At 39.4% G+C, this 13,421-nt stretch carries 13 protein-coding genes and 1 pseudogene; 11 read left to right on the top strand and 3 right to left on the bottom strand.

Annotated features, from left to right (window positions below):
• Window positions 1-54: 54 nt before the first annotated feature.
• Together RCG24_RS09115 and RCG24_RS09110 are read right to left on the bottom strand one after the other, a co-directional pair.
• Complete coding sequence (locus tag RCG24_RS09115; protein WP_308078910.1) at window positions 55-1,209, bottom strand: aminotransferase A; 1,155 nt, start codon at window positions 1,207-1,209, stop codon at window positions 55-57.
• A 58-nt stretch (window positions 1,210-1,267) separates the two neighbouring features.
• Window positions 1,268-1,744 carry a YkyB family protein gene (locus RCG24_RS09110; RefSeq protein ID WP_202653766.1) on the bottom strand — a complete coding sequence of 159 codons (477 nt, stop codon included), beginning with the start codon at window positions 1,742-1,744 and terminating at the stop codon, window positions 1,268-1,270.
• A gap of 242 nt (window positions 1,745-1,986) precedes the next feature.
• On the opposite strand from RCG24_RS09110, the gene RCG24_RS09105 reads away from it, so the two are divergent.
• The gene (locus RCG24_RS09105; RefSeq protein ID WP_308078909.1) at window positions 1,987-4,089 is read left to right on the top strand and encodes a sensor domain-containing protein; all 2,103 of its coding nucleotides are present in this window, start codon (window positions 1,987-1,989) and stop codon (window positions 4,087-4,089) included.
• Window positions 4,090-4,108: 19 nt separating this feature from the next.
• Here RCG24_RS09105 and RCG24_RS09100 read toward each other — a convergent pair whose 3' ends face one another.
• The gene (locus RCG24_RS09100) at window positions 4,109-4,984 is read right to left on the bottom strand and encodes a metallophosphoesterase (RefSeq protein ID WP_308078908.1); all 876 of its coding nucleotides are present in this window, start codon (window positions 4,982-4,984) and stop codon (window positions 4,109-4,111) included.
• Between the two features lie 212 nt (window positions 4,985-5,196).
• Between RCG24_RS09100 and RCG24_RS09095 the strand changes: the two genes are divergently transcribed.
• The 10 genes and pseudogenes from RCG24_RS09095 (at window position 5,197) to RCG24_RS09050 (ending at window position 13,338) form a co-directional block, all read left to right on the top strand.
• Window positions 5,197-6,405 carry an EAL domain-containing protein gene (locus RCG24_RS09095; protein WP_202653769.1) on the top strand — a complete coding sequence of 403 codons (1,209 nt, stop codon included), beginning with the start codon at window positions 5,197-5,199 and terminating at the stop codon, window positions 6,403-6,405.
• A gap of 73 nt (window positions 6,406-6,478) precedes the next feature.
• Window positions 6,479-6,715 carry a hypothetical protein gene (locus RCG24_RS09090; RefSeq protein ID WP_202653770.1) on the top strand — a complete coding sequence of 79 codons (237 nt, stop codon included), beginning with the start codon at window positions 6,479-6,481 and terminating at the stop codon, window positions 6,713-6,715.
• A gap of 204 nt (window positions 6,716-6,919) precedes the next feature.
• Entirely contained in the window at window positions 6,920-7,156 is a 237-nt protein-coding gene (locus RCG24_RS09085) for a YkuJ family protein (protein WP_202653771.1), read from the top strand.
• Window positions 7,157-7,265: 109 nt separating this feature from the next.
• Window positions 7,266-7,721, top strand: coding sequence for a cyclic-di-AMP-binding protein CbpB (gene cbpB / locus RCG24_RS09080; RefSeq protein ID WP_308078907.1), 456 nt, complete (start codon window positions 7,266-7,268; stop codon window positions 7,719-7,721).
• Window positions 7,722-7,773: 52 nt separating this feature from the next.
• Entirely contained in the window at window positions 7,774-9,276 is a 1,503-nt protein-coding gene (locus RCG24_RS09075; RefSeq protein ID WP_308078906.1) for an MDR family MFS transporter, read from the top strand.
• A 33-nt stretch (window positions 9,277-9,309) separates the two neighbouring features.
• On the top strand, window positions 9,310-10,197 hold the full coding sequence (locus RCG24_RS09070; protein WP_202653774.1) for a transcriptional regulator CcpC: 888 nt from the start codon (window positions 9,310-9,312) through the stop codon (window positions 10,195-10,197).
• A gap of 74 nt (window positions 10,198-10,271) precedes the next feature.
• Window positions 10,272-10,973, top strand: coding sequence for a 2,3,4,5-tetrahydropyridine-2,6-dicarboxylate N-acetyltransferase (dapD, locus tag RCG24_RS09065; protein ID WP_202653775.1), 702 nt, complete (start codon window positions 10,272-10,274; stop codon window positions 10,971-10,973).
• A 57-nt stretch (window positions 10,974-11,030) separates the two neighbouring features.
• Window positions 11,031-12,148 (top strand): annotated as a pseudogene (locus RCG24_RS09060) (N-acetyldiaminopimelate deacetylase).
• A 117-nt stretch (window positions 12,149-12,265) separates the two neighbouring features.
• Window positions 12,266-12,814, top strand: coding sequence for a peroxiredoxin (locus tag RCG24_RS09055; protein WP_308078904.1), 549 nt, complete (start codon window positions 12,266-12,268; stop codon window positions 12,812-12,814).
• A 68-nt stretch (window positions 12,815-12,882) separates the two neighbouring features.
• Window positions 12,883-13,338 carry a TlpA family protein disulfide reductase gene (locus RCG24_RS09050; protein ID WP_308078903.1) on the top strand — a complete coding sequence of 152 codons (456 nt, stop codon included), beginning with the start codon at window positions 12,883-12,885 and terminating at the stop codon, window positions 13,336-13,338.
• Window positions 13,339-13,421 lie beyond the last annotated feature (83 nt).

The following is a 13,421-nucleotide window of genomic DNA, read 5'->3' as shown; positions in this document are numbered from 1 at the left end:
TCTTACAAAGACACCCCGCTCAAGATAATCGCTCCTGAGCGGGGTTCTTTATTCCTATTGCCGGATTTGCAGGTACTGTTCCAATCGGTTTAACCCGAGCTCTAATGTTTCCATCGAGCAGGCAAAAGATAAGCGGAAATAGCCCTCGCCAAACTCTGAAAAGGCACTTCCCGGAACGACGGCAACCTTTGTTTTCTTCACGAGATCAAGGGCAAAATCGAAGCTGTTTAAACAAAGCGATCCAGGGATTTTTACAAAAAAGTAGAAAGCCCCCTCCGGTTTGACCGTCTCGAGTTTCATCGATTGTAATCGCTGATATACGTAATCTCTTCTTGCCTGATATTCATTCCTCATTAGTTGGGCATCATCAAAACCTGCAGTCAACGCTTCAAATGCAGCCTTTTGGGCAATTGAATTTGCACATGATACATTGTATTGATGGACTTTAAGAATATGCTTGGCGATATTCTCCGGCGCGAATAAAAATCCAATCCGCCAGCCGGTCATCGAATGAGACTTTGACAGCCCGTTTATCACAATCGTTTTTTCTTTTAAAAAGCAGCCAATCGACTTATGTTGATAGTCATATGTGAGTTCACTGTAAATTTCATCCGCCAATATAAAGATGTCTCTGTCCTTGAGATAGGCGGCGATTTCCTTTAGTTCTTCCTCGGTCAAACTGACACCGGTGGGATTTGACGGATAAGGTAATACGATGCAGCGGGTTTTTTCCGTAATATATGGTTTTATCAGCTCGATTGTAAAGCGAAAATGATTGTCCCGGGTATCAACATGTACTGGAATCGCACCCATCATGCGAATAACCGGTTCATAGCCAGGATAGATCGGCCCTGGCAATATCACCTCAGAGCCTTCCGTCAAAATCGTTCGAAAAGCAATATCGATCGCTTCACTGGCCCCTATCGTGACAATCACTTCTGATTCAGGCTGATAGTGCAATCCATATTTTGCAGCAGCGAATTGACTGGCTGCTGTTCTTAATTCGATGGTCCCCGCATTATGCGTATAGGAAGTAAAATCAGTATTTATTGCTTCAATCCCGGCATTTTTTATATGCTCAGGTGTTGGAAAATCCGGCTGTCCAATAGTAAAGGAAACGAGATCATCGATATTGGCAACCATATTAGAAAATTTCCTGATACCAGAAATTTCGATCGCTTTGACCCGTTGATTAATTAAATGTTCCAATTTGTCCATCCTTCCATTATTTAAGCCAGGAAATTGTCCTGGCTGCTAAAATATTGAATTAATATCTTTCACCCAGTTTTTTAAACACAGGTTTTTGGTATGTTCGATGATTTTTTCGCGGGAGATTTGGTGAATTCTCTTGATCCATGATTCCGGTATAGGATTGTAAGATTGCTTTCGCTGTATTAAGCGACATCACAGCCTTTGGATTCCTTACCCGTCCATCGAGCTTTCCTAAGTGGGGGAGGTTGATAAAGTCTGTTTTGGTTGGAGGGATGTGGAATAAGTACCTGCCACACTGGACCAGGCAATCAGATTGCTGTTGACTATTTTTGGGATTTTCGGAAAAATGAAGCCCCAGCTTTTTGGCTTTCCCTTCATCGATTAATTTCTTTAATGATTCCTGTTTCAGTTTGTACAGATATTTGGGATTAATGGCAGTTTTAGCATGACGATTAACAATAAAGACAGCTTGGGCGAGGTTTTCGATGGTTAGATTATCACTTTTCAGAGGGTGTTTCTGATCGGGATTCAAAGTTTGTTCTCCTTTCTATTATATCAAACAAGTATATTATACCTTTTTTTCGTGAAAATAGAAATATGGATTGCCTATTCCGTATGAATTTATATAATCATTTGTTTCATTCGTTCTGTATATCGGAATCAACTGCAAAAGTTTTCGTAAAATAATCAATATTTTAGCCAAACTACTTTTCAAGCTTCATTTTCAATGTAAAATAGAATTATGTCAGAACGATATAACCCGAGGTTGATGAAATGAGCCAATTTAACCATTTAACAAATGAATTAGAGATAGATATGGTTGATACAAAAATCCAAAAAATTATATTTGATATCATTTTTCAACATATCAAAGATATGGTGTATGTGATGAAGGTTGAAGATGGTCCCAAATTTCGCTATTTGTTTATTAATGAGTCAGGAATGAGGCAGGCCAGACTATCCATCGAATGTATCGGAAAGACCTTTCAAGAAGTTCTTCCGGATGAGATTGCCGGTTTCCTCCATCGAAAATATGAAAAATTATTACAGACAAAGGATATTATGATCTTTGACGATCATTTTGACCTTGAGGACGGCGGCTATTATTATGGGGAAACGATCCTAACCCCAATTTATAACGATCAGAACCGTATTTGTTATATTGTCGGTATTACAAGAGATGTTACAGAATGGACGATGGAGAAAAAAAGAATTGTTGAAAACGAACAAAGATATCGTTCGATTGTAGACCATAATTTGGATGCTATTTTTATCATAAGTCCTGAAGGAAAAATTCTTGAGGCAAATCCGGCTGCCGCATCATTAACAGGATATATTGAGGAAAGTATCATCAACAGGTCTATTTATGATTTTATCAATGACCGTGATATTGAGAATTTCAAGGAATTATTAGAAAGAACCTGCTCCGGTTATGCTCTGGAGTCTTTTGACTGTAAATTGAGTCACTGTAATGGTCAGCTGCTCACTGTCCAAATGAAGACTGTACCTATTATTGTTTATCATGAAATAACAGGTCTTTATGTTATTTTGAAGGATTTATCAGAGCAGGAAAAAAATATCGAACTGATAAAATTTATGGCTTTCCATGATCAATTAACAGGATTATATAACCGAAGAGCGTTGCTTGAAGACTTGAATGAAAATATTTATCGTGCTGCTAAGCGAACAAAAGAATTTGCGCTGCTCTCAATTGATTTGGATCGCTTTAAATATTTAAACGATACCCTTGGGCATTTGGCTGGTGATGAAATATTAAAGCGGGTTGCTGAGAGAATGTCACAATTCCAAAATGATCACTGCACCATTTATCGGCTTGGGGGCGATGAATTTAGTATTCTCTTACTAAATACTAACCGCCAGGAAGTAAGCAAGTTTGTCGCCAAATTGTTTGCTGCATTTTCGAAGTCGCTCTACTTTAACTCACAAGAATATTTCATTTCACCTAGTGTCGGCATTAGCATGTATCCCAATGACGGCAAGGACGCCGAGATGTTGATCAAAAATGCCGATGAGGCTCTTTTTCGGGTGAAGGAGAGAGGGAAAGCCCATTATCAATTTTACCGGACTGACATGAATTCAGCTTTCACCAATGTTGTTACTTTGGAGACACACCTGCGCAGGGCGATTGAAAAAAATGAATTGATGGTATATTATCAACCGCAAATTGATATGAAATCCGGTAAAGCCAAAAGTTTTGAGGCACTTTTAAGATGGAAAGATACTGAATTTGGTTTTATCTCACCTGGGGTATTTATCCCGCTGGCAGAAGATACCGGTCTGATTCTTTCCATTGGCTATTGGGTTATTGAAACAGTCTGTCAGCAAATTAAGTACTGGACTGATAAGGGTTATAGTGATTATCGGGTCGCCATTAATATTTCGCCCAAGCAATTCCAACATCCCAATTTGGTTCCTTTCATTCAATTTATGATCGAACAGTACAACATTAAGGCATCTTCGATCGAAATTGAAATTACCGAAGGAGTCATGAATGATACGAAAGAAACGATTCCTATATTAAAGAAATTGAAGCAGTTGGGACTTTCGATTTCTATTGATGATTTTGGAACAGGATACTCATCGCTCAATTATATTAAACAGTTTCCGATCGACGGCTTAAAGATTGATCAATCATTTATTAGGGATATTATGGATGATAAGAAAAATGCTGCGATTACCTCGACCATTATTCACCTGGGGAAAAGTTTAGGCCTTGAAGTCATTGCCGAAGGTGTTGAAAATAAGCGGCAAGTGGACTTTCTTTTAAAGGAAGAATGTCATAAAATCCAAGGATTTTTTTATTCCAGGCCAATCCCTGCTTTTGAACTGGAAAAACAATTTTTAACAAAAAATTAGCAGAAAGGAAGCATAAAAATTATGCTTCCTTTGATTTCATGGTATAAACTGTTAATTCCGGTTTGGCTAGAAAACGAAAGGGGAGTCTTGTCGTTCCTATTCCCCGATTAACATATAAAGTCAGCTCGTTCTCATTCCCTACTCTGTATAGTCCTTCGGGATATTTCTGGCCAAATGGCGGGGTGATTAGAGCACCGTAAAAGGGAATTTTTACTTGACCGCCATGGCTGTGTCCACTTATTTGCCAGTGCACCGGATATCGAAGCGCTTGATCGGCCAGATCGGGAGCATGAGATAACAACAGGTTAAAATGATGATTGGGAACATCTTTTAACGCTTGTGGTAAATCAGGTTTGCCCAGCATGGCATCGTCAATTCCCAGTACATAAATTCTGCTCCCATCCTTTTGCTTAATAGGTGCTGCTTGATTTAGTAGGACAGTAAACTCGGCTGCCTCCATAATATTTCGATAGAGATCGGACCCATAGCCGCCGTGATCATGATTACCGAAAATACAGAATTTGCCCATTGGAGCATGCAGTTTTTTTAAAATGGGTACGAGTTTATTTATGTCAGTAAATTTATTAGGTTCGTCCATTAAATCGCCGGTAAAACAAATCAAATCCGGCTCTAGCATGCTAATCTTGTTTACCAGTGAGTTTAATTGCTCAAGAGTATATTGAAAGCCGAGATGTGTATCACTGAATTGAACAATTTTTACCCCATCAAAGCTTTTGGGGATCAGAGGATGGGTCATCTTTATCTCTTCGATGTCAAGCAGTGAAGGTTCGATTTTGTTTGCATATAAATATCCTCCTGAACTTAAGCCGAACATCGTTAATATAAAACCAAATGTTCGTTTTAAAAATGTTCTCCGCGTTGTTTTTTTTGACATTTTGTCTACCAGCCTGTTTATTATTCGCACTTTAATACAACCTATTTGTATTGTCTTTAATTACGGAAAATTTTTCAACTAAAAAGTTTTCTATATGTATATGTGACTGATGATAGAAATAGCCTCCTTTGCGGCGCTTTTTGGTTAAGAACGAGAACGATTACGAATGCGTATGGTATAATGAAAAAGATCTTTTTTGGGGAGGTACTATAATGGATGCTTTGGAAATTGTTTCAAATTTGGAGAATGTTTTTCCTTATTTCCAGCCGATTTTTAGTGCCGATGAGCAGCTTATCATTGCTTATGAAGTATTGGGAAGATATCAATCCGAAGATGATATTATCAGCCTGGGACCTTTTTTTCACGACGATCAGGTTCCTGATGAATATAAATTTGAAGTGGATTTGTTGATCGTTCATAAGGCCCTTGAAAAAGCACTGGAGCTCGACGAGAATATCAGCATATTTTTAAATCGTAATCCACAAATTTTAATGTATGAGAATGGCGAACCGTTTCTAGAGGAGCTATTGGCCTTTGAAAAAAAAGGATTTCAGTTAAAGCGGATTGTGCTTGATATTTCTGATCGCAATTATGAAGGGGATTTCGATCAATTTGATCACCTGCTGCAATATTATCGAACATACGGCTTGAAAGTAGCACTTTCCGGTATCGAAAGAGCCGGTCATTTTGAACGGATTGCGCAAATTGAGCCAGATATCTTGAAAATCAATTTGCAGTTATTAAAATCTAAGGCCTCTGGGATGAACTTTAATGATGTCTTGTTTACGATTTCACTCCTGGCCAGAAAAATTGGCGCAACCTTATTATTTGAATATATCGAAATGAGCTATCAACTACAGTTTGCCTGGAAAAATGGCGGGCAATATTATCAGGGTTTTTATTTGCATCCCCCGGATGCCCATTTTGTAGCACGAGATTTGTTAAGCGGCCGTCTTAAAGAAAAATTCCATGATTTTATTACGTATGAGAAAAGAAAACTGGAGGCTGTCTTTTTTACAGCTGAATTTTTTCAAGCAAAGGTTCAGGAAATTGTGACAAAAAATAAAAAATTGGGTCATGAAGGTCTTTTTCAAGCAATTGTTAAAGAAATGGATGAGGCTGCTTTTCGCATGTATATTTGTGACGAGGATGGCTTCCAAAAATCGGCTAATTTTTTCAAAGGTAAGAATGGCTGGTATATGCAGGAAGAATATATCAATAAAAACTGGAGCTGGCGCCCTTACTTTTTGGAAAATATTATCAAGATGCGAAATGATCGTAAGGGAATTTTGTCTGACTTATATTGTGATATTGAAACAGGTGAAACGATTCGCACTTTCTCTTTCCCGATGAGCGGAACCGAATACTTGTTTATTGATATTTCCTACCACTATCTATTTGAACATGATCAATTATTGTAAGAATACACCTGTATAGAATGATTCATGGAGTGGAACTGTAAACATAAATATTGTGAAGGAGAAGGAGCTGCTCATGAATCTATTTGAAATCACCATAGCGATTCTGATTGTTGGAATACTCGCTTATTCACTCATCTATACATTGGTTGTTGGCAGACAGCATAAAGTGGCAGAAGGTGATTTTGATTCACCAATAGCGGATCATGTTCAAAAAAATGTGTATATAAAAAATCCAATCTTTTTAGCATATGGGATTTTTTTTGCGTTACTTTTATTTATCATTTTGTTCATTGCGCTTACATTTTTTTAGGTCTTCAAATATTTGGGGATCTTTTTTTGTTGATTTTAGGAAAAAAATATCTGTTTTACTTAATTTTGTTTGGACAAATTCAAGGTGTTATTTTATTCTTTTAATATTGGCATGTGATGAAAATAAATCCATCAGGATAGAATCATGTCGAATGCAGAACATAACAAATAGAAAGTTTGTTTGTGTTTGAAAGGAGTCGAAGTTATGTCACAGCTTCAAGGTATATTGACAAGATTAAAAAATCTGCAAGAACAGTCTATTAATGGGGAACCAGCACAGCGTTATTTTGAGGTGAACGGCGAAAGAAAGTGCCAGGTAACGTTTCATCCTAAAACAGAGACATTTGAACTAGAAGTCTACCATGAAAAGGATAAGCCCAAACGTTATCAATTTGATAATATCGATATGATTACAATTGAAATTTTTGACTTAATTCAATAGGAGCCTCCTGAGGTTCCTTTTTTATCGTTTTTAGAGTAATCTTTTCACAGACATCCGCTAACTATGATAGAATAAGGCTGTGAAATCAAATGTTGAGGAGTTTTCGACGATGATTAGTCTTCCCAGCGGAGAATTTTTAGAATTAACGATTAAAGGATTAATGATTCCATCTGAACGGGTGGCCCATGTACAAATTGGCAATAATCTTGAACACGCGCTTTTGGTATTAACGAAAAGCGGATATACCGCAATTCCTGTGCTAGATCCACATTATAAGCTTCATGGGTTAATCAGTACACCGATCATTATGGATTCCATCCTCGGATTAGAGAGAATCGAATTTGAACAACTGGAGAAAAAACGGGTAGAAGAGGTTATGAAAAAATCTATCCCAAGGATTAAAATTTCTGCTCCATTAAAAACATGTCTTGATTTACTTGTGAATCACCCATTTCTCTGTGTAGAGACAGAAGATGGTTACTTCGAGGGAATTTTGCCTAGGAGTACAGTATTGAATCAATTAAATAAAATGGTGAAAAGATTTAAATTGTACGAAAAATATTAGGCTCCCAATGTAAGGGAGCCGTAATTTTTGGCGGGAATTTGGAGGTGTTATCATGGCAGCGTCTCGAGATCAATCGATGCAAAATAAAAAGATGACCAAAAAACCTCTGGTATTAGCTGCTGTAATGCTGGCAATGTTTATGGGGGCGATTGAAGCAACCATTGTCTCAACGGCTATGCCGGCAATTGTTGCCGATTTAGGTGGATTTACTTTATATAGCTGGGTGTTTTCAGCCTACTTATTAATGAATTCTGTTACTGTCTTGATTTATGGCAAATTATCTGATCTATTTGGGCGCAAACCTATTCTTACTGTAGGGATCATTTTATTTTTAATCGGTTCCATCCTTTGTGGTTTCGCCAGTTCGATGCAGATGTTAATTATTTTTCGTTTGATTCAAGGATTGGGCGCCGGTGCCGTTACCCCAATCGCCACTACGATAGTTGGCGATATATATACGCCCGAGGAAAGGGCAAAGGTTCAAGGATATCTTTCCAGTGTTTGGGGCATTTCAGCGATTACCGGTCCGGCAATTGGCGGGCTGTTGGTTCAGTATGTCAGTTGGAAGTATGTTTTTTGGATCAATATTCCGCTTGGAATTCTATCGTTGGTTGGATTATGGCTGTTTCTCCATGAAAATATTCATCGGAAAAAGCATGAAATTGATTATAGCGGGGCTGTCTTATTAACGATCACGATATCTTCTATCATGTTTTTGTTGGTGGAAGGCGGGAGCCGTTGGACATGGGGATCTTGGCAGGCTTTAAGTTTATTTACTGTTGCAGCTGTCTCCATGCTTGGTTTTATTTTTCGGGAAAAGCAGGCTGCAGAACCCGTGATGCCATTTTCAATCTGGAAAGAGAGATCCATTTTTATTGCTAATATCGTGTCGCTGACAACGGGGATTATGCTAATTGGGATTTCCAGTTTTCTGCCGACATTTGTTCAAGGCGTGATGGAACAAACCCCTATTATTGCTGGATTTACTTTAACAACGATGTCGATTGGCTGGCCGATTGCCTCAACGCTTTCGGGACGGCTGCTCTTAAACATAGGCTACCGAAAGACTTCCATCATTGGCGGTTTATTTCTAATTTTTGGCGGTATCATGTTTGTAACAATGTTGCCATCTTCAGGTCCGCTATGGGCTGCAATTGGCTCTTTTTTAATCGGTTGTGGCATGGGGTTAACGTCAACAGCATTTATCGTTTCGATTCAGAGCACTGTCGGCTGGGAACAGCGGGGAATTGCAACAGCGGCAAATATGTTTATGCGAAATCTGGGAAATACCATTGGGGCAGCTCTTTTAGGTGGAATCCTGAATAATCGGATGATGAATTTTTTCCATGAACGAAACGTTTCATTAACAGTTAATGATGCAAATAAGCTGTTGAAAGTGGAGGAACGTGGGAAATTATCCAGTTCTGTTCGCGCAATCTTACAGGAAGGGCTGACGCATTCGTTACATACCGTTTATGATGTTGTTCTGATTTTTGCGGTCATCAGTATGTTATTTATCTTGTTTATACCGAAAAATGGCGACCGTTCCGTATAGTTTACTAAACTTTTGCAAAGGGGTGTGGAATCAATGTCCTCATTATCGGAATTTCAATTACTGGCGGTTTTGGCGCAAGAGATGAATATGCGCAAGGCGTCTGACCGGTTATTTGTGTCACAGCCGGCCTTGTCACAGCGGCTGCAATCAATTGAAAAGGAATGGGGGACAAAGTTATTTATTCGCTCACAAAAGGGGTTATCATTGACTCCTGCTGGTGAATTAGTGATTGATTTTGTCAACGACGTACTGAAAAAGGAAGAAAAGGTACGCGAAACGATTTACTCCCTTCAAGAAGGTGTATCCGGCACCCTGAGAATTGCCGTAGCTTCGATCGTTGGACAGAACTGGCTGCCGGAAGTGCTAAAAAAGTATGTCGATAAATTTCCCCAGGTTAAAATATCACTGATTACGGGATGGAGCAGCGAAATATTAAGATGTTTGTACGATGACCAAGTACATATCGGCATTATCAGAGGAACGCCGGATTGGAAGGGCGCCAAAATCCATCTTTTTAACGATCCACTATATTTGGTTGATCGGGAAATTACCAGGCCTGAACAAGTATTGGAAACAGACCGTCCCTTTATTCAATTTAAAAGTGATTCGAATTATTACCAGGAAATCCAGGATTGGTGGCTGCGAAATTTTAAAACATCACCGAAAAGAACGGTTGTCGTCGATCAAATCGAAACGTGCAAACAAATGGCCTTTAATGGGATAGGGTATGCCATTTTACCTTCGATCACTTTAACGAAGGCTGGATCAAGTATCTTTAAAATTCCCCTTGTTGATGAAAATAACAATCCTGTTGCCAGGGATACATGGTTGTTAGGATACGAATCTGCCTTTCAATTAAAACAGGTTCAAGCGTTTGTCGATGTTGTCAAAGAACATATTAGGGAATCTAACCATCACTAGGATGATTTTTTCTTGTTTTCACAGCTTTTGTTTGTTAAAGTATTTTTTAGTACGGAATAGGGGGACAGAGCAGTATGGATGCACATGAAATTATTTCTTTTATCCAAAATAGTAAAAAATCGACACCGGTTAAAGTCTATCTTAAAGGGGATTTAGCAGGAATTGATTTTGGCAGCAATGCAAAAACCTTTATTAATGGACCCACTGGAATTGTATTTGGTGAATGGTCTGAAATTGAAGCCGTAATTGACGCCAATAAAGCCAAAATTGAAGATTATGTCATTGAGAGCGACCGCCGCAATTCTGCGATTCCATTATTAGATACTAAGCATATTAATGCCCGTATTGAGCCGGGGGTCATTATCCGCGACCAAGTTGAAATTGGTGATAATGCTGTCATCATGATGGGAGCAGTTATCAATATTGGGGCTGTCATTGGCGAAAATACAATGATTGACATGGGTGTTGTTCTTGGCGGTAGAGCAACCGTTGGAAAGAAATGTCATATTGGTGCCGGAACAGTGTTAGCCGGAGTTATTGAACCACCGTCGGCTAAGCCGGTAGTCATTGAGGATGAAGTCATGATCGGTGCCAATGCTGTGGTGCTTGAAGGTGTAACCGTGGGTAAAGGGGCAGTTGTCGCTGCTGGTGCCGTGGTTACCCAGGATGTTGAACCATATACGGTAGTTGCCGGAATACCAGCAAGAAAAATAAAAGACATTGACGAAAAAACAAAATCCAAAACCGAAATCATGCAGGAACTTCGTCAGTTATAAAATCACTTTACTTTAAAGCGTGGAATATTCCACGCTTCTTTTTAAAGGAGAGAAATTATGAATCCATTCATTCAAATTCGCCGAGAGCTTCACCGAATACCTGAGCTGGGATTTCAGGAATTTAAAACGCAGGCTTATTTATTAAAATACATCCAATCCTTACCGCAACAACGTCTTCTAATAAAAAAATGGAAGACCGGTTTACTGGTAAAGGTCCCCGGTAGGAATCCGAGTAAAATGGTTGGCTACAGGACCGATATTGATGGATTGCCGATACCGGAAGAAACTGGGCTGCCGTTTTCCTCGATACATCCAGAAAATATGCATGCTTGTGGGCATGATTTCCACATGACGATTGCTTTAGGATTGCTTACGCATTTTGTCCATAATCCGATTGCCGATGATCTTTTGTTTATTTTTCAACCGGCAGAGGAGGGACCGGGTGGTGCCGAGCCGATGCTGCATTCGAAAGAAATGCAGGAATGGATGCCAGATATGATCTTTGCCTTGCATATCGCTCCGGAGTATCCGGTGGGGACAATAGCTGTTAAAGAAGGCTTATTATTTGCAAATACATCAGAATTGTTTATCGACCTCCAAGGCAGGGGGGGCATGCCGCATTTCCCCATCAAACAAATGATATGGTGATTGCCGCCTGTAACCTTGTCACACAGTTGCAGACGATCGTTTCCCGAAATATAAATCCGTTAGATAGCGCAGTGATTACAATTGGAAAAATTACCGGGGGAACCGTACAAAATAGTATCGCGGAAAAGGCAAGGCTTGAGGGCACAATTCGCACTTTGTCACCGGAAACAATGGGGAAAGTCAAACAGCGAATTGAAGCAATAGTCAGAGGAATTGAGGCAGGCTTTGAGTGTGGGGCGAAAATCGACTATGGATCCATGTATTATCAGGTCTATAATCATGAAGAATTGACCAAAGATTTTATCGACTTTATAAGGCAGGATCCCCATATTACCTTGGTTGAATGCAGAGAGGCCATGACTGGGGAGGATTTTGGCTACATGTTAAAAGAAATTCCCGGCTTTATGTTTTGGCTTGGTGTCGATACCCGATTCGGTCTGCATAATGCAAAACTAAACCCAAATGAGGAAGCAATTGGGGTGGCTGTACGAATGATGACCGACTATTTAACATATAAGGGCAATTAATCGGGTTTGAAAATGTTATTGTTTTGATGGTTTGGTTCATTATGCTAAAATGATCGTGAATAAAGCGAAATTTGGTAAAATTCCGTTGCCTATTAAATATATTTGGAGGGATTTAGAATGCCGGAACGTATGGTAGGTAAACAAGCTCCACGCTTTGAAATGGAAGCGGTCATGCCCAACAAAGAATTTGGAAAAGTTAGTCTCGAAGAAAATATGAAGAATGACAAATGGACAGTCCTGTTCTTCTATCCAATGGATTTCACCTTTGTATGCCCAACGGAAATTACCGCAATGTCAGATCGTTTTGAAGAATTTGATGATCTTGACGCAGTTGTTATCGGCGTTTCAACTGATACAATTCATACTCACCTTGCTTGGATTAATACCGATCGGAAAGATAATGGGATCGGTCAATTAAATTATCCATTGGCAGCTGACCATAATCAACAGGTAACTCGGGATTATGGCATCCTGATTGAAGAAGAGGGTGTTGCACTTCGCGGGTTGTTCATTATCGATCCTGAAGGTGAATTAAAGTATGCCGTTGTTCACGATAATAATATCGGCCGCAGTGTAGATGAAACCTTGCGTGTGCTCCAAGCATTGCAAACCGGCGGTCTTTGCCCGGCCAACTGGAAGCCTGGACAGGCTACCTTAAAAGTTTAATTTTGTTACTAACCGGATAGAGCTAACTGGATTGTGTTAGGTCTATCCTATCATAAGGGGGGCTACCTATGAAGTTACGTGAGCCAATGCCGGAACTAACCGGGGCTGCTGAATGGTTGAATGGCCAATTGACAAGGGAGAAACTGGTCGGTGAAAAACCAACCCTTATTCATTTTTGGTCGATCAGCTGTCATTTATGTAAAGAAGCGATGCCGCAGGTCAATCAATTCCGCGATCAATATAAGGATAAATTGAATGTCGTGGCTGTCCATATGCCTAGATCAGAAAATGATCTAAATATTGAAGAGATTAAGAAGACTGCCGCAGAATACGGGATCACCCAGCCAATTTTTGTTGATAGTGAACATAAATTAACAGATGCCTTCGAAAATCAGTACGTTCCTGCTTATTATGTATTTGACAAAGATGGACTGCTCCGTCACTTCCAAGCAGGTGGCAGCGGTATGAAGATGCTGGAAAAACGAGTAAACCGAGTTTTAGCTGAAATGGAACAAGCAGAATAAGCACAAAGTTGTTAAACTGTTCGTTTTTATTAAACGAGCAGTTTTTTTGCTTATAAATATGGGATTTCTCCAAAACTGTAACT

Source organism: Neobacillus sp. OS1-32 (assembly GCF_030915425.1).
In the GTDB taxonomy this organism is placed as follows: Bacteria; Bacillota; Bacilli; order Bacillales; family Cytobacillaceae; genus Neobacillus; species Neobacillus paridis.
Note: the sequence above shows the minus strand (reverse complement) of the source record. Positions and strands in the feature narration are given on the sequence as shown.

Coding starts and splice junctions, on each gene's coding strand:
- RCG24_RS09090 (WP_202653770.1), top strand. CDS start 6,479: ATGAATCTATTTGAAATCACCATAGCGATTCTGATTGTTGGAATACTC.
- RCG24_RS09055 (WP_308078904.1), top strand. CDS start 12,266: ATGCCGGAACGTATGGTAGGTAAACAAGCTCCACGCTTTGAAATGGAA.
- dapD (WP_202653775.1), top strand. CDS start 10,272: ATGGATGCACATGAAATTATTTCTTTTATCCAAAATAGTAAAAAATCG.
- RCG24_RS09105 (WP_308078909.1), top strand. CDS start 1,987: ATGAGCCAATTTAACCATTTAACAAATGAATTAGAGATAGATATGGTT.
- RCG24_RS09085 (WP_202653771.1), top strand. CDS start 6,920: ATGTCACAGCTTCAAGGTATATTGACAAGATTAAAAAATCTGCAAGAA.
- RCG24_RS09075 (WP_308078906.1), top strand. CDS start 7,774: ATGGCAGCGTCTCGAGATCAATCGATGCAAAATAAAAAGATGACCAAA.
- RCG24_RS09100 (WP_308078908.1), bottom strand. CDS start 4,984: ATGTCAAAAAAAACAACGCGGAGAACATTTTTAAAACGAACATTTGGT.
- RCG24_RS09070 (WP_202653774.1), top strand. CDS start 9,310: ATGTCCTCATTATCGGAATTTCAATTACTGGCGGTTTTGGCGCAAGAG.
- RCG24_RS09050 (WP_308078903.1), top strand. CDS start 12,883: ATGAAGTTACGTGAGCCAATGCCGGAACTAACCGGGGCTGCTGAATGG.
- RCG24_RS09095 (WP_202653769.1), top strand. CDS start 5,197: ATGGATGCTTTGGAAATTGTTTCAAATTTGGAGAATGTTTTTCCTTAT.
- cbpB (WP_308078907.1), top strand. CDS start 7,266: ATGATTAGTCTTCCCAGCGGAGAATTTTTAGAATTAACGATTAAAGGA.